Here is a 24,910-nt window from a genome sequence, read left to right as displayed (position 1 = left end):
CGCGGTACTCACTCTGGGTCCGCCGAGCCTCGTTTGTCCTCAACGTGGACGACATGAAGCTCGCTACCGTCCCGGTGGCGCTTGGAACGTCCGAACAGCCCGACAGCGATCTCCGACTGATCCTGAGGCTCATCGGAGCCGACATAGGTGAGAACGTCGTTGTGATGCCCGGTGACAACCCATCCCTCGACGTCTTTGAGGTCGATCACCCCAAAGTCTCCTGCCGAAGATCCGGCATGCGCCGGGCCGAACTGCTTCAGGAGGTCGGTGGCCTGTTCCGCAAGCTCCCCTTCCGGAGCGGTCAGCACGACACAAGTGCCATGTTCGAACAGCACCCACGACTTGTGAGGGTCGGCGAGAAGCCGCTGCCAGACGTCTATCAGCGTGTTGGTGTTCACGCCGGTCATCTTGCCGCAGGGCACTGACACAGGATGCCGGTCGACCGACGGCTACGGCGAGTACGAGACCCCTGAACATGCGGGCCTACCAGTCCCAAAGCCGTTCTCAAGGGGGTCGACGCCGGGTTCGGCAGCGGTGAGTAGCCCGACAGAACGATCAGCAGGGGGCCTCCGCTACCCGACCGGAAGCGGTCGACGATCCGCAGGTCACCGAGCGCGGCCTGCGCCGGGAGTCTTCCCGAACCGGAAAGGGCCGCCACGCCGGAGAGGGTGGTGACGGCCCTGAGCACATCGCGCTGGTCTCACCCACCGCTTCCGCGGTGTGTGGCCTTGCGCTCAGACCAGCCGCGCGATGAGGTACGCGAGGGCGGCCGCGGCGCCGAGGCAGCCGATGAGGAACAGAGAGCGCCACGAGAAGGCGCCCCGTCCGCGGGGGCCGCCCTGGCCGCCGGCAGGCGCGGGGCTCTCGACCCCCGGAACGGGCGACGGTGGTGCAGACCCACTGAGCGGCCCGGAAGGCGGGCCCGTCGGCCGATCGGCGTTGGGAGGCGGCAGGACGGAACCGCCTCTGGTATCCCCGCGCTCCCCTTGCGTACTGGGGCTCCGATACGGTTCGACGAGCGGGACCATGGGTGGGCCCCACAGTGACGGGGCGCCCTCGGGCGAAACACGTTCGTGCAGCTTCCCCTCGGCGGTGCGCCGCCAGGTGCGGCCGGCCACATCGGTGAACTCCACCGCCAGCCCTGCGGGATCGAGCTCGCGGACCCCGACCTCCGAGGAGACGACGAACGTCGAGGAGCCGCCCGGCATCAGCAACCCGACCCTGCCCGGTCGAAGCACATCGTCTCCCGCCAGGACACGAACGCCGATGACAGGCTGGCTGCTGCCGTTGTACACCGTGACGCGGCTGCCCCCGGCTTCGACGTAACTCGAGATCCAGCTCGCCTGCCGGATCCGTTCCGTTCGTTCCGTCTGCTCCTCGCGCTGTCTCCGAGTCTGTTCCTCGCGCTCGTCGCGCATCTGCTGGGCCCTCTTGGCGTCGTGGCCGTGGCGGTAGCCGACAACTGCGGTCGCAACCGACACGACCAGGCCGAGGATCGCGATCACGGTCCCGATCATGTCTCCACCATGCAGCCTGCGATCTCATCGAGCCGGTAACGGCGCCGACCTTCCACAGAATCCTGCCGCCATGGCTCGGCGAAGAGCAGGTCGGAAGGCCGTCCCCTCACGGATGCCGATCTGCGACTCCGCCGCACAACGGCCGCTCCATCATCGCCGTCGTGATGGTCACGGCGGCGATGGAGCTCCGTCCGCGTCGACACTCAAGGGACCAAACAGGCGCCGGCAGGATCGTCGGCCACCGACTCCTCCGCCCCTCGTTCGGAGGCTTCGCCCACGCGAGTCTGCTACTCCGCCCCAGCCGGGGCGGAGCATTCTTTCGACGCATCCGGGTGGGTAGTCAGGTCGTCGGCGACCTGCCGCTTTGCCGCCGTGCGCACGCACCTGTGCCCAACACCAACAGCATGTCCGAGGCGGGAACGTCGTCACAACGAGGGCGTGAGCGAGAAGCCGAGGAGTTCGCCAGTCACACGAGGTCCAGGAGCTGCTCATGGAAGCCTCCCGAAGTCCTTCTCTCGGTCTACGAAGTGAAGTTCGAGGATCCAGCGGCAGCGGCCGGACCGGTCTGCGCGCAGCGGAGTGGTGTTCTCGGGCCTGATGTACGACTCCGCCTTCGCCCCCGTCGTTGGTCTCTTGCGGGAACTCGCCGACCAAGTGGGCCGCGTGCCAGATGCCGATCTCCCAGCACATCGGCTGCCAGCCGCCTCCGACGGCCGCCCGCACGTTGCTCATGGCGCCAGGTCTCACAGCGTGCCACCCAACGCGGGGCGAGTTCTGCGACCAACTCGCTCAGATATTGGCGCGACAGTACGCAGACGCAGGATGGAGCATGGCCGCTCGGGTGCGCTTGTTCTTCACCCACCAGACATCTCGCGCGGGCGTCTCTATCGCCCCGCACTCACCGACCAAGATCGATCGCAGGTCGGCCCACCAGGACTTGTCCGGGTAATCATGGGAGGTCGGGCGTTGGAGGGGCTCAGCAGATGACCGCCTCGCTCTTTCTGCCGCGGCAAGACGCCTGCCCCGACGTGTTGGTGTGCCACGATGGCCGCCGGGAGGCGGGATGCAGTACGTGGGCCTGGGGGCACTCATCGCGGTTGCTCTGACTGTGGCGATAAGCGGGGCGGTCGAGCTTCTCACTGGGTGGATCCATCCCTGGGAGCGAGCCCGGGTCCTGCGTCCCGTGCCTCATGGGCTCGGCCAGGTGCTGACGGGGAGCGGTCTCTGCTGCTTTCTCAGCGTCTTCGCCTTCACCCCGTCAGGGGACGTGCTCCGTTCAGTCATGGCAGTGGGTGCTGGGCTCTTCCTCGCTGGAACCGTCCTGGTCGGTGCGTCTCGATTTCCAGGCCGCTGACGCTGCTGGGGGTCGCCCCAGAGCAGGGGGCGGGGGTTCTCAAGGAGGCCCGTTGCAGGTGGGCCCGACCCTGGAGAATGCAGACCACCGGCAAGGTCGCTTGGGGCGATGTCATGAAGCAGGAGCAGGAGCGGAGAGATGTGCGTGATGGATGCGGCGGCCAAAGAGGCTGCCGTCGCTCGGTTCTTCCGCGAGTATCCGCGGCTGGAGCACGCTGCGGGTGACCACCCCGCGCTGCTGGGCTGTGCGGAGACCGACTGGTCACAGATTCCCGGGTGCCCTGCCGGGATCCCGACCCTGCTCCGCGCTCTTCTGGATGAGGAAGCCGGCAACGAGGCCCTGTCCGTGCTGGGCAACGTGTTGATGAACAGCGTCTTCCATGTGAGCGCCGTGATGCCGGCTGCCCTGCCCTTCCTGATCCGCCTGTCAGCCGCCCCTGACATCGCAGTGCGCGCCGGCTTGGTTGACCTCTTGGTCATTGCCGCGGAGCTGTCTGCGCCCGTCGACGCCGACGATGAACATCAGGTGCTGCTCTTCGGAAAGGACTGCGATCACCCGGAGCGCGAGTGGTGCAGGGCCGCCTTCGCCGCACACGCTTCGGCCCTGCGCGCGTTGTTGGAGGACGAGACTCTGCCGGACGGACCGATCACCGCAGAGGACCGCGAGTGCCTGTTCAACGCTGTGGAACCGCAGCGATACGCCTCCGGCCAGGTTGCTTGACGGAGTAGTGGCCCTCACCAGGACCTGTCCTTTGGACCAGGCCGGAACAGGGAGCGGCATCTGGTGCGTGCGATCGCAAGGTGGAGGATGGAGCCCACGCGGTGGGGGGTACCTCCCGTGCCCGAAGGGCTACGGAGGATTGCGTGCCCGACGCCGCAAGCCCGGCAAGATCCGAAAGACAGGCCCTGGAAGGGCGGGCGTCGGGGGCGCGGAGATCACTGCGGTAGGGTCGCGGCTCCGCCACGCGTCCCAGGGGAACCGCAATGGAAGCAGATCCGATCGACCTCGTCCTGCTCACCGACGGCGTCAGCCGTGTGGGTCTCCGGGTGACGGGCCGTGAGTTCAGCGGGTATCCGGAGGTGCCCGTGCTGGTCGGCGAGTTCGTCGTCCACACGAAGTTCCTCAAAGGGACCCTGAAGACCTGGCTCTTCCCCGACGACCTCACCACGTGGGAGGAGTGCCTGGACGCGCTCGCCCAGGGCGAGAACGTCTCCTGGCGGAAGGACAAGCGGGCGACGGAACTGCACCTGGACGTCGACGCCCCCGAACTGGCCGAGGGGATGATCCGGGTCTCCGTCGCCGACCGCGACGGCTCGCGGGCGACCGCCCAGCTCCTGCTAGAGCCGGCCGAGGACTGGCTCCAGGACCACCGCGCCCGGCTGGCGGAGGTCCGGAAGACCTGGGCGGACTGAGCGCCTGTCTGGTCACCCGGTCCGCGAACTGATGACCGGCAGTAGGACCCCCGACGAAGGCCTCGCTGACGGCAGCATGCGCGTTGAGGGCGACCCCGCCCTGCTCGGCCGGTTCGCCGAGATGATCCGCTTGTGATCGACACCCCGTCCGCCGACTCCGGAAGAAGGCCCGTGTGACTTGGTCCGAACGCACCGTGGAGCGCGATGGCGTCCGCCTCTCCTGCCGTGACTGGGGCGGCTCGGGGCCGCCCGTCGTCCTCCTGCACGGGCTGGCCGGACACGCGGGCGAATGGGATGCCCTCGCACGGGCCCTGAGCCCCCGCTACCAGGTCGTCGCCGTCGACCAGCGCGGCCACGGCGCCAGCGAGCGCCTCCCGCGCGAGGTGAGCCGTGCCGCGTACGTCGCCGACGTCGTCGCCGTCCTGGAACAGCTCGACCTGCACCGGCCCGTCCTGATAGGTCAGTCGCTGGGGGGCCACACCGCCATGCTCACCGCCGCCGCACACCCCCACCTCGTGCGCGCGCTCGTCCTGGTCGAAGCCGGCCCCGGTGGACCGAACCCGAACGTGCAGGCCGAGATCGGCGGATGGCTCGACGCGTGGCCGACACCGTTCGCGTCACGGGAATCCGCCGTCGAATTCCTCGGCGGCGGTGCGGTCGGCGAGGGCTGGGCCGCCGGACTGGAGGAGCGTGCCGGCGACTGGTGGCCCCGCTTCGACCGGGATGTCATGGTCGCATCGCTGGCCGAGAACGCCCGGCGCTCCTTCTGGGACGAGTGGGCGAGGGTCACCTGTCCTGTCCTCGCCGTCCTGGGCCAGTCCGGCATCATCGCTCCGCAGGAGTCCGAGGCCATGCTCCGACGCCACCCGGGGACTACGGCCGTGAGCGTTCCCGACACAGGCCACGACGTGCACCTGGAGCGCCCCGATGTCCTGCGGCATCTGCTCCGGGAGTTCCTCGACGGGCTCGCCGCGCACCCCGCCTCCGGCCAGCCCTGACCACCGACCCACCCGGCCTCGCCAACGCGCGCACATCCGCCGGCTCGCCCGTGCCTGCCCCTGCTCTTCTACGGCTGTGTTTCCCTTCGTATCCGAGTCAGGTGGAGCGGGGGTGGTTCCTCAGCAAGGCCAGGCGTTCCACCAGCAGGAAGGCACCGATGACGATCAGCATCGCACCGCTGACGCGGGTGCCGACCCGGGCGGCCGATGGCCGGGGGCTCAAGACCGTGTGGGCCAGGACACCGACGGCGAGGTAGACGAGGCGTGGCCCTCACCCTCGACGCGGAATCCCGAAGAGCGACCGGAGCAGCACGGCCCCGGTGCCCTCCCCCGACGGCAAGGGCTTCGCCTTCCTGTCCAAGGGAGAGAGCGGCGTGTGGGACTCTTCCGGCTCACCGGTGCGCCCCGGGGTGGGCAATCCAGCAGCCAGGGCCTGGCTGTGGGCCTAGTGCGCGGTGGGCGCCGCAGGTTCGGGCTTGCCGGCGCGGCGGGGCGAGCCATGGCCTCCTGCGCGCGGCCGCGGATGTGCTCCTCGTCGAGGGGCACGCTGGCCGGCGAGCTGCGCTCCAGTGCGTCGCGGGCTAGGTTGGACGGTCTCCTCGCGGGCGTCGTATGACTGCTGGGTGAGTGCGGCCTGGTCCTTGGTGAGCTTGGGCAGGCGTCCGCCGACGCGGCCGCGGGTTCGCGCGGAGGCGAGCCCCGTCGTTGGTGTTCGCGACGAGGTGCGGATGTCCTCGGTCGCGACGCGTCGACGCCGGCGTCCGCAAGCAGATCAGCCCTTCTCTTCGCGGACGTCCTTCCCCAGCTCGGCGAACGCCTTGAAATCCTGCATGTGCTTTTGCGACTGCTTGCGGAAGCTGCCGGGCATCAGCAGCCCCACCAACCGCATCAGCAAGCCGCTGAACCGGTACTCGTTCTCGCTCACCCAGAGCGTCGTCTCCGGACCGGCCTCGGTCAGCCGGTCCCGCACGGCGCTCCACATGCCCTCGCCGACGATCTCGCGGTCGAAGTGAACGACGCTCCCCTTCGGGATCCCGTGCAGGTCTGCCGGTTCCCGGCGCGTGATTGTCTCGGTGCACTCGATCTTCTGCTGCCCCATCTGCATCACGACCCGCGACTTGGTACCGACCTGCCCGTGCACCCCACTCAGCGGCTCGTGCAACACCAGGCCCCGCAGCCACTTCGGCAGGTGCGCCGGGTCGGCAAGCAGCAGGACCACCTTCTCCCGCGGCAGGGCGATCTCGATCGAGACGGTGTACTTCATGGCGGAGCCCTCCAGGTTCCTGAGTGCACGAGCAGCTCCACCAGAGTGTCGGTGATCTCCTGCTCCCGCTCGTGCAGCAGCGCGGCCGGCAAGGGCACGTGCACGACATGGCATCTCCGACGAGCACCTTCTCAACCGCCCGATCCTTCAAGAAGGTCCTCCTCAGCTGCAGGACGTCGTACGAGCCCTGGTCAGCCTTCTCCTGTCAGCTCCGGTCAGGATTCTCCTTGCGCTTCAGCAGCCTTCTTCTGGGCCTCCCGCCCCAGCGCAGGCCCGCCGCGAGTACGAGAACCGCGTAAGCGCCCTCTGCCAGTGACCAGGCCCACGCCCGGGCGCCCCGCCGGCGGTGTCATCCCGTGGTCGCCCCCGGCTTCCGTCGCACGGGTGAGCGCCGGTCAACCCGGCGGCGGACGCTGAGCACCCACCCGGCACGCGAAGATCGGCAACGTCGGATCTCGCCGGGGAGGGCACATATGGCCACGCATGCCGGGGACACAGCATCAGCAACGGCAGCCGAGATGTCAGTCGGCGCGGAGGCCGGTGGCAAGCCCGTCGAGCCCGTTCCCCGCTGGGCGGTCCGGGTGGCCCATGCCATCCCGCTGTGTGTCCTGCCATCTGGGTTATGGCGTGTCGCGCTGGTGCTGGGCCTGGCGGGCTACGACGCGGACTACCAATGGGCGGTGTGGGAACGCCCGTACGTGCTCGGGCTGTCCGTGGTCTCCGAGGGACTCGCACTGCTCGCTCTCGGGCTGGTGCGGCCGTGGGGAGAGGTCATCCCGAATTGGGTACCGGGGCTTCGTGGTAGACGGATCCCGATCCCGGTGGCGGTCGTTCCGGCCTCACTTGGAGCAGCGCTGATCATGATGTTCTGCGCGTACGCCGTGTTGAACCAGATCTTCGGTTTCGTGGAGCCGTTGAACGAGAACGGCGACAGTTTCCCTACCAGCGGTCCGGCTGCCTGGGCGCTGTGGACGACGTACGCCCCGCTCCTCGCCTGGGGCCCCCTCCTGGCAGTCCTCACCGTCGCGTACTACCGACGCCGCCGAGCGAACGACGCATCGGCTGCCGCTCGGCCCGAAGCCGGATAGCCGGTCCGATCGGGCCCGCCGTTGCGCAGGCCGCCCGCCGAGCTGGCGAACCAGGATGACAGGGGCGAGGTCTAGAACGTCCGCAGGTACAGCGGGTTGGTGGCAGACGATCACGATGCCGCCTTCCTTGAAGCATTTGGACAGCAAAGGAAGAGTCAGCGGTGCGCCGCCCTTCCCCCGTGAAGCGGCGCCGGGACCGATCGTCGCTTTAGCGCCTGGCTGCGGGCTCGTCCGTACCAACGGTCCGCAGCGGTCGGTGTCCCCGCTCGTCGAGCTGGGCAGTTCGTGCTCGTAGTCGACGGTGATGGAGCCGTAGTAGTTCACCACCGAACTGCGGGCCGGGGAGATGTACGCCAGGACCCCGGCGTCCATCTCGCGGCCCGCTTCGCGCAGTTCGCCGACGGCCAGACCCATGTACTCGGTGTGCCGGCGCGAGCAGCGTGCACAGCTCCCACTGGTGCCGGTACGCGGTCGATCCCGGCTCGGGAGCCGGCACGGGTGATGACGTCGCCGATGGACTCGGGCTGCAGCCCGCCCTTCAGGACGGTTTGCCAGCGGGAATGCAGGCGGCGCCATCGAGGAGTGCGTGCATGCGGGGGACGGGGAGGGACGGGTTGGCCGCGGCGCCCTCTGCGGTGCGGAGGTCGGCGAGAAGGGTTTCCAGGGTCTCCGGTGGCAGGGTGGGGTTGGCGGCGGCTGCCCGGCGTACTGCTTCGTCGGGGTCCTCCAGCGGAGGTTCGCACAGAGTGGGATCGGCCGCGGCCAGGGCGCGGACCTCGGGGTCTGGGTGGCCGATGAGGTGGGCCCGGCCGGTGCGGGGGAACGCGGGCAGGGTCAGCAGGTGCGGACGGTGGGCCGGGCGGGTCACGAAGACGTCCAGGAGGAGGTGTGGTGGAGCCAGCGGGTGGTGGCAGGCCAGCTGGATCCGTACCTCCTCGTCATCGTCCAGCGCCAGTCGCCCGACGAGCTCTGCGGGCAGGCCGGGCCAGCTCGCCGCAACCCGGCGGAGCACCGGTTCCTCGGACGCCGCGCAGGTGACGTACCAATCGGGCGACGGCCTGGTGGCCGGCTCCGTGATCGGGCAGGTGCAGTCGCGACCGTGCCCGACGACCCTGTGGACCGCCTGGAATTCGGCCCAGGTACGGATGGAGGGCTGGAGCCGGGCACGCATCCGCACATCCGCGTCCGGATCCTGCCTCAGCTCCGCCGCCGCCTCCGGTCCCAGGTCGGGCCGGGTGGCGATCAGCCTGCGGATCCCTGCATCGGGGTGGCGGGCGAGCCGGGCGAGGGCGTCGGGCGGGGTATGGCGGTTTCGGGCCAGCGGGTGCACCTCGTCGTCCGCGAAGCACTGCTCGACGACCGCGGGTGACAGGGCACAAGTGCCGAGCACAAACCACGCGTTGCGTGGTTCGAAGGACGGCAGCTTGGCCTCCACCGCCTCCGGGTCCAGCACCCAACTGCTCTCCCGCGCCGCCTTCCGCACCGCAGGGTCAGGGTCGTCGAGCAGGGCACTGCGCTGCACAGCCGTGAGCGACTGCCACTGGAAGGCTGCGTGCAGACGGAGTGCGGGGTGGTCGTGACCGGCCATGTCCCGCGGGAAGGACGGAGCGACCTGCCGGGAGGACCAGAGCGCCCCGACGATGTCCTGTTCGGTGACCCTGCCGTCCTCGCCCCCGTCCTGGGCGGTCAGGAAGGTGACGAGGATGTCGTTCGGCAGGGGCCTGACCCACCGGGGCTGAAGCCGGGTGCCGGCGGCGAGATACGCGCGGACGAGTCCCGAAGGGTCCGATGCCAAGGGAGCGAGTCGTGCGGGGTCGACGTGCAGGTTACGGGCGAGGGCGCGGCGGATCCGCTCGCCCGGGTGGCGGAGGGCCGCGTCGATGACCGTGTCCGGCAGGTCGCGGCCCTCGCACATCAGCAAGCCGGCCTCACCTCCTGCTTCGTCCAGGAGACGTATCAGTACGTCGGCGGGCGCCGCCGCGTTGAAGGCGATGCCGCGCAGCCAGAGTTCACGGAGAGAGTCGGACACCACGTCTTCCTGCACCTAGCCTCCTGAACCGGGCCGCACGACGGCTTGTTCACGCGTCGAGGCTGCTGTGGAAGTGGACATCTCGGCTCGTTCGGCCTGGGGAGCGCCGTGGTGCCGGCAGCTCAAGCGGTGCGTCAACGGGTACTTCGTGGGGCGCATGTTAGGGCACGGGGTTTGATTTCTGCCATTTTCCCGGTGTTCCCGTAACTCCTGGCAGCGTGTGGGTAGCGTCTGCGGTCGTCACTCGGCCGGCCTCACGGTCCCGGCCGACGTCGTTCAGAACAGAGGGAGTGGGTACGGATGCTGACTGTGGAGACGTCTCTGAAGGAGGCGATGACCTCGATCGAGGGGAGCGTGGCGGTCGCGCTGGTCGACTACACGAGCGGCATGGCGCTGGGAACGCTGGGCGGGAGCAAGGATCTCGATCTGACGGTGGCCGCGGCGGGGAACACCGACGTGATCCGGGCGAAGGTCCGCACGATGGAGATGCTGGGCCTCAAGGACGACATCGAGGATGTGCTGATCACCCTCGGCAGTCAGTACCACCTCATGCGGCTGATCAAGGGCCGCGGGGGCAACGGCCTGTTCCTGTACCTCGTCCTGGACAAGGGTCGGGCGAACCTGGCCATGGCCAGGCACCAGCTCAAGCGCATCGAGGCCGAGCTGGAGTTGTAGCCATCTCCTTGTTTCCCGGCTCCGTGTGCCCATCAGTTGAAAGAGTCTTCAACTCGGCATATCTGAATGTGATCAGGCCAGGGCAGGCCGGGCCGGGAAACGGGAGGATGGCTGGAGCTGGGTACCGAGGAGCCGGCAGGTCCAGCTGCCGGCCCTGGAATGGTTCGGAACCGCGGGTTGGGAGTGTTGTCGCATGCAGGTGCCGCTGTATCAGGCCAAGGCGGAGTTCTTCCGCATGCTCGGGCACCCCGTCCGGATCCGTGTGCTGGAGCTGCTCCAGCACGGTCCCGTGCCCGTACGCGAGCTCCTGAACGAGATCGAGATCGAACCGTCGAACCTCTCCCAGCAACTTGCGGTACTGAGGCGATCCGGCATCGTGATCTCCATTCGTGACGGTTCCACCGTCAGCTACGCCCTCGCCGGCGGCGACGTGGCGGAACTCCTGCGCGCCGCACGGCGCATCCTCACTGAACTCCTGGCCGGACAGAATGAACTCCTTGCCGAGCTCCGGCACACCGACAGCGCGGCGCAGGCGGGGTCCTCGGCCGTCCCCTCTCCGGGAAGATGACGGCCCCGGATCACGGCCTGTCAAGAACCACGCCGGGCTTCGCCCCTGCACCTCTGCCAAGGAGCTGCCCCCAAGGCGCAGCCCCTGACGCGCGGACCATTGCATGGACGAGGGATTCAACGCTGCAGCATTGCGGTTGGCTGACCAGCATGCGCGCGGATCACACAGGCCCTCCGGAACGCAGCGAGCGGGCGTGCCAGACGTCGCGGGCAGGCGGGACCGTCGCAACTTGCCCTAGCCGCGTTCGGAAGTCCCCTACTCGGGCGCGCCTTTGTCGGAGGAGCGAGTCCGGCCTCCCGGTGATTGCGGACGCACTGTTCGCCCGGAATCTCCGGCATGAGGCGGTCGGTGCTCGCGTCGCTGGCGTCGTGATGACAATTGCGCCAGGGGGAATGCTGCTGCGATCATCTCGCGATGCCGAACAGAATCGGCACGGAGGGGGACTCCATGCGTCACGGACTTATCGCCGCCACTGCTGCACTCCTGGTGGCGGCCCTGACGGGATGTTCCGGCGGAGGGCACCCCTCCGACAGGGCGCCGTCCACCTCTCCGGTTCCCTCGGCACCTGCTTCGTCGGCCGCCGAGCCGTCCCGGGCAGAGGTCGCCGATCTGACCCGCGCCCACCTGGCCGAGTCACTCCATTTCGAGGCCGATGCGGCAGGTCCGGGCGGGCTCATGCTGGTCGACGCGTGGCCGAACGGTGTTGCGGCGTACGCGTGGGAGACCGGCGACGAGCGGCTGTGCCACGCCACAGTCGGCGTCGACGCCGTCCGGACGCAAGGCTGTGCGACGAAGCCGAATGATCCACCCCTGAAGAAGTCGGGGGGCATCACCCCCCTCTTCACCTCATTCGCCCACGGCTGGAGCCGGATCTTCGCCGCCGACCATGTGGAGGTCACGGACGCGACCTGTAGCGGCGCACCCCTGGAGGTCATCCGGATCGGCACGGTCGCGGACGGCGCCCGCACGCTGTACGCCGTGTGGTTCTCGGACTACACCAAGGGCGAGATCCTGCTGACGTTGCGCCACAACACCAGGACGTCGCAGGCATCGCTGCGGCTCGACGAGGCCGGCGACCGCGCCTGCACTCCACAAGCCTCTTAGAGGTTGTTGTCTTTCCGGGCTTGAGGACTGCGTTCTCGCTGGTCAGGCATAGAGTCGGCGGCCTCGTGGCAATGGTGACGTGTCGTGTCGCTGCTTTGATGGAGGTCGAGGATGCCGTCGGTCGTGGGACTGCTGGAACAGCGTGAGCTCACCGCTCGCCGTCGTGTCGACGATCTGCGGGAGGAGGCCGACCGCTTCCAGGCGGAGCTGGCCGTGCCTGAACGGGAGTGGAACGAGTGGGTCATCGCCCGCTCACGCGTTGGCGAGGTACTGGCCCCGGGCAACGACGCCGTCGTCTGCCCCGCCGCCTCCGAGGGTCTGCCGGCTCGCGGTATGCAGCCGGCGCGGCCCGAACCGGCGGAGGCGGCGAAGCCGAAACAGTGGTGCCGGTGTGACGCGCGGGGCCGGCTTGGTCGGCGCTGTCCGTGGACTACCAGCGCATCCTGCAGGCCCTCAGCGACCGTACCCGACTCGGTCAAGCAGCTTTGATGTGCCAGGAGATGGCCGCCTGCTTCGGCCTGGACCCCGTACCGGGAAGGTGGAAGCACTGCGATCGAAGGCCAAGCGGCTGACGGCGCGCGGCTGGCTGATCGAGCCGGCAACTGGCCGATTCACGCTCGCGAAGGACGTGGCCGGGCAACGCGGCGGGTCATGAGCATCGTCATCGACCAGTAGACCATCGCCTCCGCGCTGGCGATGGAACGCTCGAAGTCGCGCGCGAGACGGCGACTTCGCATCTGGTGGGCGAAGTACCGCTCGACGATCCAACGCTTGGGCAGCACGACGAAGCCGCGCACGTGGTCGCTGCGTTTGACGATGGCGAGGACCAGGGCGAGGGCCGCGAGGCAGTACTCGACGAGGCTGCCGGTGTATCCGCCGTCGGCCCAGACCAGGGCCAGCAGGTGGTGCGCGGCAGTGACCTGGGTGAGCAGGACCTGGGCCGCGGCGCGGTCGCCCACATCCGCTGCGGTGACGATCACCGCGAGCAGCAGGCCAAGGGTGTCGAGCACGACGTGCCGCTTGCGCCCGTTGATCAGCTTGCCGCCGTCGAAGCCGCGGCTGTCAGAGCCGACGACCGCGTCCGCTTTGACCGACTGCGAGTCGATCAAGCCCGCGCCCGGCTCCGAGTCCCGCCCGGCCCGCTCGCGGACGTCGTCACCCCCGCCGGCGCCAGGCGGCGGAGCCGGTCGTGGAACTCGCGGACCAGATCGTGGTTGCGCCAGCGCCGGAAGAACGCGTAGACCCGGTCCCACGGTGGGAAGTCGGCAGGCATGGCCCGCCACTTCGTGCCGTTGTCGACCAGGTAGCGGATCGCGTCCAGCATCGCGCGGTGGCAATTAGCCTCCGGTTGCCCGCCCCGGCCGCGCAGCCAGCCTGGCACCGGCAGCAGTGGCCGGACCATCGCCCACTCGGCGTCCGACATGTCGGTGGGATACCGACGCTCGCGCGCCCCGTGGTCTCTGGCGTTCCCGAACCTGTGAGCCAGACAGTCACACGCGATAGTGGCTGAAGTGGACCCCACTCTCGCGTTGCCGTAGAAATGCGACAACAGGGCCTTCTGGACCGCACGTTGGATTCGACAACCTTCGAGCTACCAAGAGGCCCTGCTCTCATGCACGGCAGCCGCCGCAGTCGCGATCGACTGACTTCTCGACGAGATCGGGACGACGGCAGTCGCGTCGCTTCTCGTGATCGCTGGGACGGACGAATTCGCAACTGCCATCCAGGTAGACGGTTGGCTTGGTGACGCCCCGAGGCCGCCTCGCGGGTTTGAGCCCGGTGCCGCGAGACGAACCTGGCGAAGAGTCGTGTCCTACCGGCTCGAGGCGCGGCCAACCGCCCCCGCCACGTCCTACTTCTCCTCCGGCTCCCAGGCGCGGAGCAGGTCGAGCAGTCCCGCGTCTCCGTCAACGTGCAAGGAGTCGGCCTGGATCCGGTCGTACAGGTAGAGGACCAGCTCACTGGCCGTTCCGTGGACGGAGGCGCCGGCTGCGTCCGAGTCCTCGCCGGTCGCGGCGGTGGGAGCGGGGATGCGGGTGATGCGTGCGCCGTCGCCGTCGACGGCGAGGCGCCAGGAGCGGCCCTCGGCGGCGTGGAAGTCGAAGGCCGTGGGTTTGTGCGGCCAGGCACTCGGCGTTGCGCAGACGGTGAACAGGAACTCCTCCACACCGTCGAGTGCCAGCTCGACCGGCAGCGGCTGCAGGGAGCCCCCGGCGAGCTGGGCGTCGTAGGTGTGCACCGCGGTCTCCTGGACCCGGTGCCGGGCGGTGCCGCCGGCGGTCTGCGGTGACTGCGACGCGGGCCACCACGTCCAGCAACCGCTCTCCGGTCCCGCCGCGCGCAGGGCGCCCAGCAGAAGCTGCGTCGACGCGTCCAGCCAGGCCAGCAGGGCCTCACGCTCCTGCGGCACTTCCAGCGCGGCGCGCGCGGCGACGGCCTCGGCCGGGGGAGCGTCGGCAGACCCCGCGCCGACGATGGCGGCCCAGAAACGGTCTCCCCCACCCAGGTGCTTCACCAGATCGAACAGCGTCCAGCCGGGGCAGGACGGCACCTGCGCGTCGAGACCGGGCGCGGCGGCGACCACGGCGCGGAAGGCGGTCGACCGTTCATCGATCAGTCGCAACAGGTCAGGGAACTCAAGATTCTTTTCCACGCCGGGTGTCTATCACCGTGCTCCGGTGATCGGACAGCGATTTTCACAGTCGCCGCCGGTTGGCCATTGCAGACGTCCTCGCCTCCCACCGCTCGGGTGACAAGCTGCGCACTGCTGCGAGGACGCTGGTGGTGGCGGTACGCCAGGCATCGTGCCTGTGAGTGCTCTGGCCTCGCCGTGCGGCCGGGCACCTCGGTGACGTGACATCCACCCGGTGCGCGCGGTCATGGTGCCGCGGAATGTGATGGACGCGGAGGTCACGATGGCAGGCGAGGACCGGTCGGGTCGGGAGTTCAGGTGACTCCCGTTCGACCAGCACTCCTCAAGTTCGGAACAACAACAGCCACTGAGGCCTGCCGGAGGCATGTCGGTGACAGATGGAACCGCTGGCCGTTGGAGCTCGACCGATGCCCTTGGGCCTATCCCGCCTTTGCAGGGGCGGGCGTAGGCGCAGTCGCGCGGAGCCCGGCGGAGCAGCAGCCCAGCCGGGTGCCTTGATGAGGTAGAGAATCCTGTAACAGCTCGCCTTAGAGGCGAGCGAAGAACACCGTCGCATCGTCGTGCGTCTTGGATCAGTGGCGTGGTCTGTTGTCGTAGTCGCGCCTTCCTGCGCGGCGTCCCAGTTGCCAGCCTGTGAAGAACGAGATCAGGCCGGTCAAGTCGGCTGCTGTTCCGATCGCTTCTCTGACTTGCGAGACGGCGTCACCCTTTGCTTCGGCAGCGCCGAGGGTAGTTGTCGCGGCTGTGGGGCCGTCGATAAGGCCCCAGAGCATCATTGCCGTTCCGAGAGTGATCATGCTCATGCCGAGCCAGAACAAGACCCGGTCGATGAGGATGTACCGGTTGCCCGGGTCTTTGTCGAGGAGGTAGCCGTTGCTGGTGTTGCCGGTGCCTGATCTGCCGTAGGACACGGAGCCCACCATAGCGGTGTTTGTGACGGATCCTGGTGATTGTGCCTGGTGTGGGGATCGTGGGCTGGTCGTCCAAGCGGAACGCCATCGACCTTGGAGAACATCGGTACAGCCGTTGGCGTCGGCTATGTCCAGGCCTCTCTCCGAAACCAAACACGTCCGCTGGGACGAACCAGGCTCGCCCGCACTCGCTGCGCCGCCACCGACTCCCGCATGACTTTCCTTCGCCGGGCCTCCTCCTTGGCGGCTTCGGCTTCGGCTTCGGCTTCGGCTTCGGCTTCGGCTTCGGCTTCGGCTTCGGCTTCGGCTTCGGCTTCGGCTTCGGCTTCGGCGAGCAACTTCCGGGCGGCTCATCCTGTCCCCTGACTAATGGGGCAAGAAGTTCGGCAGCTGCTCCCGCGGTTTGGTGCCGCACTTGAGGACGCGAGGGGCTGGTTGCGGGAGCAGTCCGGGGCCTGACGGCCACGGCGAGACTGCGGTCACCAGCTGGTTCCACCCGCTCTTCAGGTCGTGCTGCAGCTGGACCTCTCCTCCGTGCATCTCGGCCTCCTCGGGGTCCGCGAGCTTCTCCAGTCGTAGCGGGCGTCGAACGCGGCGCTCTGGAGCATCCGTTCCACCGCGACGGCCATATTGTGCTCGGTGGTGTCCGGGTGGTGGGCGACGAGCTGTGCAAGAAGCCGCACCGTTGGCCGGTGCTCAGGACCCGCGCCAGACGTGACACGGTGCATCCCGGTTGCCGGGCTCCCAATCCGACCGGGAAGCCGAAGAGTACCCGCCGGGCTGGACGACCGGCGTTGAAGGCAACGCAAGCTCTGTCAGCGCCCGATAGGGCCTAATCGAGTCGTTCCAGCGCTTCGTCCCACACGTTGCCTCCGTCCGCCCAGGTCCACAGCCACTGTCGTAGCGATGGCGCCGCGTACCGCAGGCCGTCATGAGGATCCTGGCCCCAGTCCGGTACCCAGCCGTCGGCATCCCAGAGAAGCACCGGGTGATCAACCGCTATCAGCGAGACGTACCACTCCATACTGCAGCCGCCGCCCGTCAGGAAGAACCACGACGCCGACGGCCCCCACCCCGCCCGCTCGGCGTGGATGGTGGTCGCGCATGGCCAGTCCGGCACATGCCAGTGCGGAACGCGGCGCGGCGTCAGCGATGCGAGGCCGCCTTCCGGCCCGAACCCTCCGTCACTGATCTCGGTGTAGATACGCCGGAGCAATCCAGGCAGCCGATACCCGATGCTGTGTTCTGCGAGCTCTACTTCTGTCGTCGTGAGAGGAGGGAAGGGCTGGTCCGGGAGACAGCCAGGTGAGGGGGCCACGCCCTCCGCATCCCAGGCGAGGGCGTGCAGCCTCGCCAAGAGCGCGTCATCGTCCGCAGCTGTGCGGTGGGCAGCATCGGTCACGAGTCGGGACTGTAGTACGGGAGAGTGCCACGCCCTTGTTGGCCGCAAGCCATGAGAGTCGAGAACGCTCAGGTCAGCATGTGCCGGTCGTTGACCGCCAGATGGGTCTGAGCGGGGCGGCTTCCTTCGGGTGCGTCTCCCGCGGCGCGGCCCTACGGCAATGCATTGGTCCGCGCCGGCCCGCGGACCCCTGCTTCCCGGGTACCGCCCGGCGCGGACACGAGGACTTCGGTACCGGAGGTGCGCGCCGGGAGGCACCAGGGCCTGGGTGAGCCACTGTTACGACTGCTCCCTTGCTTCTGTCGGCTGCTGCTCGCATCTGCGCCGACGGGCTGTCTTGCGGAGCAGCCAGGCGCCGGCGGTGCAGACCAGGGTGGCGGAGAGGCTGCCGAGGAACTCGGGCAGAGCGTCGTAGAGGAGGCTCACTGAGGGCTGCCCTGGGGTCCGGTGGCTCGGAGTGTGGCCCGGCGGCGTGTGTGCTCGGTGCCCTGACGCTTGAGCTTGCGTCGGACCCGCTCGCCGAGGGCAGCCGGATCATCGGCGCCGGTGAACGCCGCAGCTTCGGTCCAGGAGGTGACCTGCCAGTGGGCCCAGGCCAGTGCCACCTTCCGCTCGACCGGCGTAAGGGTGCCGAGCACCGCCCCCAAGCGCGGATCGTAGGTGCCAAGCATGGAGCTTTCCGGGTCGGGTCGGCCCGCGACCAGGTCGTAGAGCGTCGCTCCGTGGCCGAGCGGGGTGTCCAGCAGCAGCACCCTGCCGTGGCCGGCCTTGCGCCGCCACAGCGGGGTGAGCTGCCGGTGCATGGCCCGGGCCTCGGCCCTCAGCTGTGAGAGAGAAGACGGGTAGAGCATCTCGCCCCGGTACAGCGGTGCCGCCCACTCGCCGAGCAGTGCGGTGGAGATGGCCTCCCGCCACCGCAGCCCCGTTGGCAGGCACAGCTCGCTAGCGCTGAAGGCGTCCACGCCCACGTGGTCACCGACCCGGGCGGCCTCTCGTGCGCTGAGGGCGCGCGCCATGACCGGAAGGTCGGTCGGGTCGGGGAGGATGGCCATCTTCCCGTAGATCTTTCCCCTGCTCCGCAGTTCCTCGGCGGCGGTGTGGGGAGTACACATCTCGACCAGCGGTCCGTAGCTCGGCTGTAGCTGGACATCCGGCTTCCGGTAGATACAGGACAGCGGCCCGTTCCGGTGGACGCTCAGCACGTCCATGCCTGCGCCGGAGTTCATGAAGATGAATGTGTCTGGGCGGGGCCGAAGTGCGTCTTCGATGCGCTCGATGAGGTCATGTGTCCAGAGGCGGGGGTGGCGGGCCATCAGAGAGGTCCTCCTTGTCAATCGGCAGGATGCATCACCTCTCTCGGTCCCGGGACAGCCCCGGTTCGTCAAAGAATCTTGAGGAACCTCGAATTTCTCTTCATCGCGGCGGATCGATCGGGGGTGTCCTCCGCAGGTGCCCGTCTCGGGACCGCTTCGCCCTGGTTCGGGAAGCCGGCTTCGGGGACGAGGGGGTGGTTGGGCCATGCGGTGCAGCAGCTCGCTCCTTCGGGCGTGGTCGGAAGGCCGTCGGCAGCGAAAGCTGATCGGCTGGGCCCGGCGCCGCACACCGACGACATGCACCAGGCGGGCCGCTCAGTGGCGTCTGGCCGCGCTCCTGGTGCAGAAGGAGCACTGATGTTCCGGCATCTTCCCGGCTCGCGGCCAGGTGGACGGTGGGCCCGCGTGGTCCTGCGCGTCCTCTTCCCGGCCTTCCTGGGTGTGGCCCTTCTTACACCGTCCGCCGAGGCAGCACCCCGGCAGGCGTCGCCGCCCCCGGTCTCCCCTGGCCCCACGAACGGGCGGCTCGGTCCGCCCGCCGTCACACAGCTCGGTACTTTCGGCGGAATCCCCTACGTCCGGTACGACGGCGTGTTCGAGGGGCGCACGTCCACGGGGCGGTTCCGCGTCCCGTACCGCATCAGCGCCCCGAAGGACCCGCGCCGTACCAACGGCACGGTGCTGGTGGAGCCGCCGCACTTCGCCATCGGTCTCGGCACGCTCAACGGGTACCTGCGCCCGGAGCTGCTCTTCACCCGCGGCTTCGTACACGCGGGAATCGGATGGAGCACCTTGGCCAACCGCATCCTGGACCCGTCAGTGCCCGGGACCTTCATCGAGGGCGGCTTCGACGAGGAGGGGGCGCGCGTCGACGACGAGATCATCACGGAGTTCGGCCGCGCCCTGTCCGGCACGCCGAAGACGGTGGGCAAGCTGTCCCGGCGGTACGTGGCGGGCTTCTCCGACAGCTCCTACCCCGTTCTGCGGCTGATCGCGTCGGGTGACGCCTCGGGTGTCTTCGACCTCGCCATGCCATTCACCACGGACTTCTTCGACCCGCAGGCGAACATCGCCGCCGGCCGCTACAAGGGCAAGGTCGTCGTCGTGAACTCGGAGGCGGACGACGCCTCCACCCTCACCGACCGGGGCATCGCACCGAAGCAGTACCGCTTCTACGCTGTCGCGGGATCCCCGCACATCCCCGACCTGCTCGACGCCAACCCACCAGGCCTGCCTGCAGCCGGAACCACGCCTGCGACCTGGGACCCCGCGCTGCGCGCGCACTTCCTCCAGGGGCACGAGTGGGTGCTGCGCAAGGGCTCGGCGCCTCCCGCCAGCACACGGCTGCGTACCCTGGACGACGGCACCGTCGCCCGCGACCCACGCGGCAACGCGATCACCGAGGACGGCACCGGCCGGACGGTCCCCCGTCTGCCGTTCGTCGAACTCGGCGAGGCCCGGTACACCACCGGCTTCTTTGGCTCCTACGACGACGTGCGCACTGTGCAGCAGCTCGGATTCACCGACCACAGGGCGTACCGCAGGGCCTTCGACGCCAAGGTGCGCGCGTATCTGAAAGCGCGGTACATCCTCCCCGAGGACGCGCGCCTGATGCGGCGGCGCGCGGAGCTGTGCCCGTCTTCGACGTACACGGAGACGTACCGCGACCACTACAACGCCTTCGTATCGCTCACACCCTGCCCCGCAGGCTGAACGACCGGGCAGGCCGGGGCGGGCGGCCGGTACTGCGATTGCGGTGGCCGATGCCCTGAAGACGTACGCCGAGGCCTGCGAGCCCACGGTTGTCCATTACACGCCCGCCCCGTAACCACAGTGAGCGCGGACCCGCGTCGGTCCGCGCTCGTCCGCTCAGCAGGTGAGGACCGTGCGGGTCGCTTCGGTCGAACTCGACGTACACGACGATGACGAGCATCCGGTCGCGGAGTGCTTCCTGGTACGGGGTCAGCCCGTCGGCGTTGCGTTGCGTCACCGGGACGGGGGCCTCAGGCTGTGGTCGGCGGCTTGGGCGGCCTCTGGTCCAGGCAGCAGCGGACGAAGTCCTGGACGACGGGGTCGGTGTCGGCAGCGGGCGGCCACGCGACGCCGACGCTGGTGGGGGCGACGCCGATGACGGGGCGGTAGACGACGCCGGGGCGCGGGTAGAAGCGGGCGGCGGACTCGGGGGCAAGGGCGATGCCGTACCCGTTGGCGATCGCGGTCAGCCAGTCGTCGGGCTTCTCGGTGACGGCGCCGATACGGACAGGGTGGCCCTCGCGCTCATCGACGGCCAGCCAGTAGTCGTGCCACGGTCCGGTCTCGGGCGGGGCAGCGACGAAGGGTTCGTCCCAAAGCTCGCGGAACGGGATCGCGTCACGGCCGGCCAGCGGGTGGTCGTCGGGCATGACGACCACCCGGGCTTCGGTCAGCAGTGTTTCGGTGCGCAGGTCGTCCTGGCCGGGAAAGGGCAGCCGGAGGAGCGCGGCGTCGACGTCCCCGGCGGCGAGTCCGGCGGTCGGGTCCGACCAGGGCGCCTGACGCATGTCCACCCGCCAGCCGGGCCGGCAGGCGACGAACGCGGCTGTGATCCGCGGGGTGAGTTCGTTGGCGGCGCTGGCGAGGAAGCCGACGCGCAGGACGCGGGAGGCGCGGGAGGCCGCGCTCCGGGTGTCCCGGCGCAGCCGGTCCCAGTCGGTGAGGAGCCCGGGGACGCCGGCGGCGAGGGCGCGGCCGGGTTCGGTGAGCGCCATGCCGGCGCGGGAGCGGGTGAAGAGCTGCACGCCGAGCAGGAGTTCGAGTTGCCTGATCTGCTTGGTCAGCGCCGGCTGGGAGACGAACAGCCGTTCCGCGGCGCGAGTGAGGTTGCCTTCCTGCGCGACGGCGTCGAAGTAGCGGAGCAGCCGGGTGTCCACATCCATGCCGTCAGGTTATGGATGCAGGTATTGGACCCGCAACGGCGGGCGCGAGGAGGGTGGTGGGCGGGGCGGGACCCGCCCCGACGTTCCGCTCCCGGAGGTTTCCCGTGCTCGCCGTGTATGCCGTCGTGACCGTCCTGACCGCCGCCGCGCTCGGGTACGGCGCGTATCTGGACTTCGTCGGGCACGAGTCGATCGCCGCGATCGCGGACCGGCTGAGCGTGCCGCGGTCGTGGATGGTGCCGCTGGGTGCGTGTCTGGCAGCGGGCTCGTCGGGGCTGCTGGCCGGCTTCGCGGTGCCGCTGATCGGGACGGCGGCCGCGGCGGGTCTGGTTCTGTACTTCCTCGGGGCGGTCGGCGCGCATCTGCGCGTGGGCGACCGCAAGCTCGGCGGGGCGGTCGGATTCCTCGCGCTGTCCGTCGCGGTGCTGGTCCTGGGCGTCGCCGTGCACGGCGTGCACTGAGCGGCGTGACGCCATGGGCCCCTCGTCGTCCCGTCGAGGAGCATCGCCGACCGCGCCGAGATCCTTCAACGCGTCGCGCAGCTGGGCCGCACGGTCGGCCTTCCCCCGGACGCCGCGTCCGCAAGCGTCCGGGAGACGCCGACAACGGACCAGCAGCTCCTCCGTGACCCTCACACATGCACGCCCCAACCCTGAAACTCCTCACTCAGTTGAACGCCGGAGCGAGTGGGGCGACGAGCCGCGCTGGCCGATTTCAAGGCACTGACCGGAGTTCCGTGAACCTTAGGGTTGGCGTTTCTGCCTGTGCTGGAGGATGGGCTTCAGTATCCTCTCGGCTTCGCTACGGACACCGGCGTCGTCATCTGTCTTCAAGTCCTGCAGTTGCTGGATGATTCGCCTGGCGCCTGCATCCGTCATCCACGCGGGGTCACAATCAACTGCTGCGCTGAGCTGGTCCGAGGTCCACGTGTGCGCCGCGCAGGAGAGGGCTGCCAGGACGATCTTCAGGCCCTGCGTATCTGCTCGCGCCAACAACGCCTCGGCTGTCTCCTGCGTCACTCCCGTGTCCTGAGCGTCCAGCAGCAGGCGGTGGAGGACCTCGGCTACGCCCCCAACCTCGGCCGCCGCTGCGAGTTGACGACCCGCAGCGGCTCTCACGGACCACGAGGGAGAGTGCGCGTCCTTCATTGCGGCGGTCAGCTCTTGACCCGGACCTGTCGATGTCATGTCACCCATCATGACAGGAGAAGACCCCCGCTGAAGTGCGACTTTCTTCTACCCGGCAAGGGTGACGTCGTCATTCCCGGGTGAGGATTCTCGTCAGAAGGAGAACGAAGGAAGCCCGGCCATACATGGCTCTCTCAAGAGTCTTGACCCTGTTGACGCGTGATCTTCGACGACACCTGAGCTCCAGTGAAGGGTGAGTCCGGCAGTGACGGCATCGAGGTCCTCTCGGAGGAAGCCAGCAAAGCCGCTCGGTGGGCGAGCCGGCGAACGGCTCTGCCGCCGCGAGTTCCTCGACGGAGACTCCCCAGTTCTCGTCCCAGCCGTCTAGGTTGGGCGCGCAGTGCACAAGGTGGCTTCGTTCACGGGTTGCGGTTCTGGCTCAACTTCTGTGGAGCGGTGACGATCCGTCACGGCTACGGACGAGAGCTGTGTGAGTGATCTTGTCTCCCCTAGTCTGGCGGGGCCTTGATCGTTTCGAGCCAGGGGTGGGGATCCGTATGGCAGCACGCACGACCGGCGACACGAGACCGGGACGGGAGCGGTGGCTTTCGTCCCGCGAGGGAACGCGGCGGCTCCGCCACCTGGTCGCGGCCGTTGCCGCGCTGGTCGTCGGCCTCACTGCGGGCTGCTCCGCCCTAGGGGGCTCGATGCGCGTTGTCTGGGATGCGCCGGTCGACGACAATGCCCGGGACTACGGCAACGGTGCCTGGCTCGTCGACGACACACTCGTCCGCAGTCGGTACGACGCCGTCACCGCCTTCGACGCCCGGTCGGGCGACCGGCGCTGGGAGTACGCACCGCCCGGTCAGGACCATGTGTGCGCGGTCGGTCGTCGTACGGCCGGTTCCGTCGTCCTGCTGGCGAGGGGGGACCGTGGTCCGGGCGGCCAGGGCTGTGCGACCGTCGCCGCGCTGGACCTCACGACCGGCCGTGAGCTGTGGCACGTACGGCGCGCCCCGGCTGACCTCACGGAGTCGCTCACCGACATGGTCGCCGCCGGGGGCGGGCTCGCCGTACTGCGGGACGGCGATGACCGATGGGTCCTCGAGACGATCCGGCCTGCTGTTCAAGGATCGGATGCCCTGCGCGCTTTCGACCTGCTGACAGGCGCCCCACGCTGGAAGGCAGCAGTCCCGGCGGGCTGTGTGCCCGAGCGGGTCGCCGCCGGCGAGCGACAGGTCCTCGCGGTGCTCACCTGCGGCCGCACTGAACTGCGGCTGGCCGCGTTCGACAAGGCCGACGGGAAGGCACAGTGGTCCGCGCCGCTCGGCGGCCGCCCGACTCCGGGCACGGACGCGGAGGTGACGCTGCTGTCGACCGATCCCGTGGTCGTGCAGGTCGGCGGGACCGTGCAAGGCGGCCTGCCGGGCGCATACCTCGCCTTCGGCGAGGACGGGACGCCCCTGAGCCGGATCGAGTCCACCGGTGGTCACGGCACGAGCCAGTCGCACAGGCCCGGGGTTGTGGCGGTCGCGGACGGGCGGCTCTATGCCGCCGCCGAGACCAAGCGCGGCAAGGAGTACGTGAACCGGGTGGTCGCCTTCGACCTTCTGAAGGGCACCGAAGTATGGCGGAGCGACCTGACCGCCGGCCGCGGCTTCCTCGCACTCGAAGCGGCCGGCGGCCGAGTGACCGCCCTTGTCCGCATGCTCGCACGCAGGCATGACGACACGGACGAACTACTGGTCCTCGACGCAGCCACCGGCAACGAACAGGCCACCAGCGACACCGAGGCCGACATCGACCACAAGGCGGGCGAACTCACGGACCTGCTCATCCACGAGGACCTTGTGGTCGTCGTGCGGTGGGGCTGGGGCGTGCGGCCCTTCTCGGTGTACGAGCGCGAATGACGTCTGGGACATCAGGCCACGAGGACGCGCTTAGAGAGCAGTTCCCCTGCGGCACGGCAGCGTAACCCCACCACAGAAGCCGAGCCAGAACCCGAGCTGGTTCTGGCTCGACTTCCGTGCTGAGTGACGCTCCGCTATGGCTGGACGTCGAAGAGAGCGATGGAAGGTGGCGGCGGAACAAGCACTGCGCGGAGGCGCGTGAGTATGGACCGCCACTGCTTCCAATCCTCCGGGTCGACCCAGTTTGAGGCTGGCCCGTCCTCGTCGCTGGCGATGCGGGCGAGGGCTTCGTCGGCGAGTGCGCGAAGGTCGGAAGGGAAGACGGGCATAGGTGTTTCCGGACCGTAGGACGTGTCGACGGGTTCGCCTCCCGGACATTGCGCCGCGATGAGTGCAGCGGCGGCCACCGCCTCTTCTGCTTCCGTGAGATAGCCGGCGGTGTCGATCGTCCGGATGAGGACGCCTCGGATCAGGGCTTCGCGCGCCTCGGGCTCGGCGTCGTCGAGAGTGTTGGCGAAGTCCGCAGCTGTGTCGTTGTCGAAGGGTCCGGTATCCCAGGTGCCCATGCTGATCTCCCTTGCGTAGGGTCGCCCGGATCCTCGCATCAGGGACTGACAACATGACTACGGGGGCGAGCAGGACCCGTTTGCGTAGAAGTTGGAAGCCTGCC

Annotated in this window: 25 protein-coding genes and 1 pseudogene; 11 read left to right on the top strand and 15 right to left on the bottom strand. The window is 68.9% G+C overall.

Going from position 1 to position 24,910, the window contains the following annotated elements; genetic code table 11:
• Window positions 1–8 precede the first annotated feature (8 nt).
• Both ACFQ7Q_RS00485 and ACFQ7Q_RS00480 read right to left on the bottom strand, forming a co-directional pair.
• A complete protein-coding gene (locus ACFQ7Q_RS00485) occupies window positions 9–407 on the bottom strand; it encodes a hypothetical protein (protein WP_383547700.1) in 399 nt (132 codons plus the stop codon).
• 327 nt (window positions 408–734) lie between these two features.
• Window positions 735–1,505, bottom strand: coding sequence for a hypothetical protein (locus ACFQ7Q_RS00480; RefSeq protein ID WP_383547698.1), 771 nt, complete (start codon window positions 1,503–1,505; stop codon window positions 735–737).
• 1,504 nt (window positions 1,506–3,009) lie between these two features.
• Here ACFQ7Q_RS00480 and ACFQ7Q_RS00475 point away from each other — a divergent pair.
• The 3 genes from ACFQ7Q_RS00475 to ACFQ7Q_RS00465 all read left to right on the top strand — a co-directional run bounded on the left by ACFQ7Q_RS00475 (window position 3,010) and on the right by ACFQ7Q_RS00465 (window position 5,281).
• Window positions 3,010–3,591 carry a hypothetical protein gene (locus tag ACFQ7Q_RS00475; protein ID WP_383547695.1) on the top strand — a complete coding sequence of 194 codons (582 nt, stop codon included), beginning with the start codon at window positions 3,010–3,012 and terminating at the stop codon, window positions 3,589–3,591.
• Window positions 3,592–3,854: 263 nt separating this feature from the next.
• Entirely contained in the window at window positions 3,855–4,283 is a 429-nt protein-coding gene (locus tag ACFQ7Q_RS00470) for a DUF5959 family protein (protein WP_383547692.1), read from the top strand.
• A gap of 173 nt (window positions 4,284–4,456) precedes the next feature.
• Window positions 4,457–5,281 (top strand): alpha/beta fold hydrolase, encoded by an 825-nt coding sequence (locus ACFQ7Q_RS00465; RefSeq protein ID WP_383547690.1) that lies wholly within the window; start codon window positions 4,457–4,459, stop codon window positions 5,279–5,281.
• Window positions 5,282–5,378: 97 nt separating this feature from the next.
• On the opposite strand, the gene ACFQ7Q_RS00460 is transcribed toward ACFQ7Q_RS00465, so the two are convergent.
• Window positions 5,379–5,504, bottom strand: coding sequence for a hypothetical protein (locus tag ACFQ7Q_RS00460; protein WP_383547687.1), 126 nt, complete (start codon window positions 5,502–5,504; stop codon window positions 5,379–5,381).
• Window positions 5,505–6,053: 549 nt separating this feature from the next.
• Complete coding sequence (locus ACFQ7Q_RS00455; protein ID WP_383547685.1) at window positions 6,054–6,545, bottom strand: SRPBCC family protein; 492 nt, start codon at window positions 6,543–6,545, stop codon at window positions 6,054–6,056.
• A 518-nt stretch (window positions 6,546–7,063) separates the two neighbouring features.
• On the opposite strand from ACFQ7Q_RS00455, the gene ACFQ7Q_RS00450 reads away from it, so the two are divergent.
• Window positions 7,064–7,633, top strand: a complete 570-nt coding sequence (locus tag ACFQ7Q_RS00450; RefSeq protein WP_383547682.1) for a hypothetical protein — start codon at window positions 7,064–7,066, stop codon at window positions 7,631–7,633.
• Between the two features lie 538 nt (window positions 7,634–8,171).
• Here ACFQ7Q_RS00450 and ACFQ7Q_RS00445 read toward each other — a convergent pair.
• On the bottom strand, window positions 8,172–9,662 hold the full coding sequence (locus ACFQ7Q_RS00445) for a hypothetical protein (protein ID WP_383547680.1): 1,491 nt from the start codon (window positions 9,660–9,662) through the stop codon (window positions 8,172–8,174).
• Between the two features lie 300 nt (window positions 9,663–9,962).
• Here ACFQ7Q_RS00445 and ACFQ7Q_RS00440 point away from each other — a divergent pair, with 300 nt between their 5' ends.
• From ACFQ7Q_RS00440 to ACFQ7Q_RS00425, 4 genes and pseudogenes are all read left to right on the top strand, one after another.
• Window positions 9,963–10,337 carry a hypothetical protein gene (locus ACFQ7Q_RS00440; RefSeq protein ID WP_383547677.1) on the top strand — a complete coding sequence of 125 codons (375 nt, stop codon included), beginning with the start codon at window positions 9,963–9,965 and terminating at the stop codon, window positions 10,335–10,337.
• Window positions 10,338–10,530: 193 nt separating this feature from the next.
• Window positions 10,531–10,905: an ArsR/SmtB family transcription factor gene (locus tag ACFQ7Q_RS00435; protein WP_383547675.1), complete on the top strand. Its 375-nt coding sequence runs from the start codon at window positions 10,531–10,533 to the stop codon at window positions 10,903–10,905.
• Window positions 10,906–11,319: 414 nt separating this feature from the next.
• The gene (locus tag ACFQ7Q_RS00430) at window positions 11,320–12,009 is read left to right on the top strand and encodes a hypothetical protein (protein WP_383547672.1); all 690 of its coding nucleotides are present in this window, start codon (window positions 11,320–11,322) and stop codon (window positions 12,007–12,009) included.
• Between the two features lie 111 nt (window positions 12,010–12,120).
• A pseudogene (locus ACFQ7Q_RS00425) lies at window positions 12,121–12,664 on the top strand (hypothetical protein).
• On the opposite strand, the gene ACFQ7Q_RS00420 reads toward ACFQ7Q_RS00425, so the two are convergent.
• The 8 genes from ACFQ7Q_RS00420 to ACFQ7Q_RS00385 form a co-directional block, all read right to left on the bottom strand.
• The gene (locus tag ACFQ7Q_RS00420) at window positions 12,621–13,118 is read right to left on the bottom strand and encodes a transposase (protein WP_383547670.1); all 498 of its coding nucleotides are present in this window, start codon (window positions 13,116–13,118) and stop codon (window positions 12,621–12,623) included. The pseudogene ACFQ7Q_RS00425 and the gene ACFQ7Q_RS00420 overlap by 44 nt on opposite strands.
• Window positions 13,115–13,432: a transposase gene (locus ACFQ7Q_RS00415; RefSeq protein WP_383547668.1), complete on the bottom strand. Its 318-nt coding sequence runs from the start codon at window positions 13,430–13,432 to the stop codon at window positions 13,115–13,117. The genes ACFQ7Q_RS00420 and ACFQ7Q_RS00415 overlap by 4 nt, the downstream gene beginning before the upstream one ends.
• Window positions 13,433–13,861: 429 nt before the next feature.
• On the bottom strand, window positions 13,862–14,662 hold the full coding sequence (locus ACFQ7Q_RS00410) for a maleylpyruvate isomerase family mycothiol-dependent enzyme (protein WP_383547667.1): 801 nt from the start codon (window positions 14,660–14,662) through the stop codon (window positions 13,862–13,864).
• A 572-nt stretch (window positions 14,663–15,234) separates the two neighbouring features.
• The gene (locus tag ACFQ7Q_RS00405) at window positions 15,235–15,573 is read right to left on the bottom strand and encodes a hypothetical protein (RefSeq protein WP_383547665.1); all 339 of its coding nucleotides are present in this window, start codon (window positions 15,571–15,573) and stop codon (window positions 15,235–15,237) included.
• A 125-nt stretch (window positions 15,574–15,698) separates the two neighbouring features.
• Entirely contained in the window at window positions 15,699–15,911 is a 213-nt protein-coding gene (locus ACFQ7Q_RS00400) for a hypothetical protein (protein WP_383547662.1), read from the bottom strand.
• A gap of 494 nt (window positions 15,912–16,405) precedes the next feature.
• Window positions 16,406–16,975: an SMI1/KNR4 family protein gene (locus ACFQ7Q_RS00395; protein WP_383547659.1), complete on the bottom strand. Its 570-nt coding sequence runs from the start codon at window positions 16,973–16,975 to the stop codon at window positions 16,406–16,408.
• 279 nt (window positions 16,976–17,254) lie between these two features.
• Window positions 17,255–17,401 carry a hypothetical protein gene (locus tag ACFQ7Q_RS00390; RefSeq protein WP_383547656.1) on the bottom strand — a complete coding sequence of 49 codons (147 nt, stop codon included), beginning with the start codon at window positions 17,399–17,401 and terminating at the stop codon, window positions 17,255–17,257.
• Complete coding sequence (locus ACFQ7Q_RS00385) at window positions 17,398–18,201, bottom strand: hypothetical protein (protein WP_383547653.1); 804 nt, start codon at window positions 18,199–18,201, stop codon at window positions 17,398–17,400. The genes ACFQ7Q_RS00390 and ACFQ7Q_RS00385 overlap by 4 nt, the downstream gene beginning before the upstream one ends.
• A gap of 444 nt (window positions 18,202–18,645) precedes the next feature.
• Between ACFQ7Q_RS00385 and ACFQ7Q_RS00380 the strand changes: the two genes are divergently transcribed.
• The gene (locus ACFQ7Q_RS00380) at window positions 18,646–20,001 is read left to right on the top strand and encodes an alpha/beta hydrolase domain-containing protein (RefSeq protein WP_383547650.1); all 1,356 of its coding nucleotides are present in this window, start codon (window positions 18,646–18,648) and stop codon (window positions 19,999–20,001) included.
• 290 nt (window positions 20,002–20,291) lie between these two features.
• On the opposite strand, the gene ACFQ7Q_RS00375 is transcribed toward ACFQ7Q_RS00380, so the two are convergent.
• Entirely contained in the window at window positions 20,292–21,203 is a 912-nt protein-coding gene (locus ACFQ7Q_RS00375; protein WP_383547647.1) for a LysR family transcriptional regulator, read from the bottom strand.
• Window positions 21,204–21,307: 104 nt separating this feature from the next.
• On the opposite strand from ACFQ7Q_RS00375, the gene ACFQ7Q_RS00370 reads away from it, so the two are divergent.
• Window positions 21,308–21,664 (top strand): DoxX family protein, encoded by a 357-nt coding sequence (locus ACFQ7Q_RS00370; RefSeq protein ID WP_383547644.1) that lies wholly within the window; start codon window positions 21,308–21,310, stop codon window positions 21,662–21,664.
• Between the two features lie 1,223 nt (window positions 21,665–22,887).
• Window positions 22,888–24,240, top strand: coding sequence for a PQQ-binding-like beta-propeller repeat protein (locus tag ACFQ7Q_RS00365; RefSeq protein WP_383547641.1), 1,353 nt, complete (start codon window positions 22,888–22,890; stop codon window positions 24,238–24,240).
• A gap of 134 nt (window positions 24,241–24,374) precedes the next feature.
• Here the strand turns inward: ACFQ7Q_RS00365 and ACFQ7Q_RS00360 are convergent, their stop codons facing one another.
• Window positions 24,375–24,806 carry a DUF4259 domain-containing protein gene (locus ACFQ7Q_RS00360; RefSeq protein ID WP_383547638.1) on the bottom strand — a complete coding sequence of 144 codons (432 nt, stop codon included), beginning with the start codon at window positions 24,804–24,806 and terminating at the stop codon, window positions 24,375–24,377.
• Window positions 24,807–24,910: the final 104 nt, after the last annotated feature.

The sequence above is a fragment of the Streptomyces sp. NPDC056527 genome, from assembly GCF_042794475.1.
Classification (GTDB): Bacteria; Actinomycetota; Actinomycetes; order Streptomycetales; family Streptomycetaceae; genus Streptomyces.
Note: the sequence above shows the minus strand (reverse complement) of the source record. Positions and strands in the feature narration are given on the sequence as shown.

Coding starts and splice junctions, on each gene's coding strand:
- ACFQ7Q_RS00485 (WP_383547700.1), bottom strand. CDS start 407: ATGACCGGCGTGAACACCAACACGCTGATAGACGTCTGGCAGCGGCTT.
- ACFQ7Q_RS00475 (WP_383547695.1), top strand. CDS start 3,010: ATGTGCGTGATGGATGCGGCGGCCAAAGAGGCTGCCGTCGCTCGGTTC.
- ACFQ7Q_RS00470 (WP_383547692.1), top strand. CDS start 3,855: ATGGAAGCAGATCCGATCGACCTCGTCCTGCTCACCGACGGCGTCAGC.
- ACFQ7Q_RS00455 (WP_383547685.1), bottom strand. CDS start 6,545: ATGAAGTACACCGTCTCGATCGAGATCGCCCTGCCGCGGGAGAAGGTG.
- ACFQ7Q_RS00450 (WP_383547682.1), top strand. CDS start 7,064: ATGTCAGTCGGCGCGGAGGCCGGTGGCAAGCCCGTCGAGCCCGTTCCC.
- ACFQ7Q_RS00440 (WP_383547677.1), top strand. CDS start 9,963: ATGCTGACTGTGGAGACGTCTCTGAAGGAGGCGATGACCTCGATCGAG.
- ACFQ7Q_RS00435 (WP_383547675.1), top strand. CDS start 10,531: ATGCAGGTGCCGCTGTATCAGGCCAAGGCGGAGTTCTTCCGCATGCTC.
- ACFQ7Q_RS00430 (WP_383547672.1), top strand. CDS start 11,320: ATGCCGAACAGAATCGGCACGGAGGGGGACTCCATGCGTCACGGACTT.
- ACFQ7Q_RS00415 (WP_383547668.1), bottom strand. CDS start 13,432: ATGTCGGACGCCGAGTGGGCGATGGTCCGGCCACTGCTGCCGGTGCCA.
- ACFQ7Q_RS00385 (WP_383547653.1), bottom strand. CDS start 18,201: ATGAACTCCGGCGCAGGCATGGACGTGCTGAGCGTCCACCGGAACGGG.
- ACFQ7Q_RS00380 (WP_383547650.1), top strand. CDS start 18,646: ATGTTCCGGCATCTTCCCGGCTCGCGGCCAGGTGGACGGTGGGCCCGC.
- ACFQ7Q_RS00375 (WP_383547647.1), bottom strand. CDS start 21,203: ATGGATGTGGACACCCGGCTGCTCCGCTACTTCGACGCCGTCGCGCAG.
- ACFQ7Q_RS00365 (WP_383547641.1), top strand. CDS start 22,888: ATGGCAGCACGCACGACCGGCGACACGAGACCGGGACGGGAGCGGTGG.
- ACFQ7Q_RS00360 (WP_383547638.1), bottom strand. CDS start 24,806: ATGGGCACCTGGGATACCGGACCCTTCGACAACGACACAGCTGCGGAC.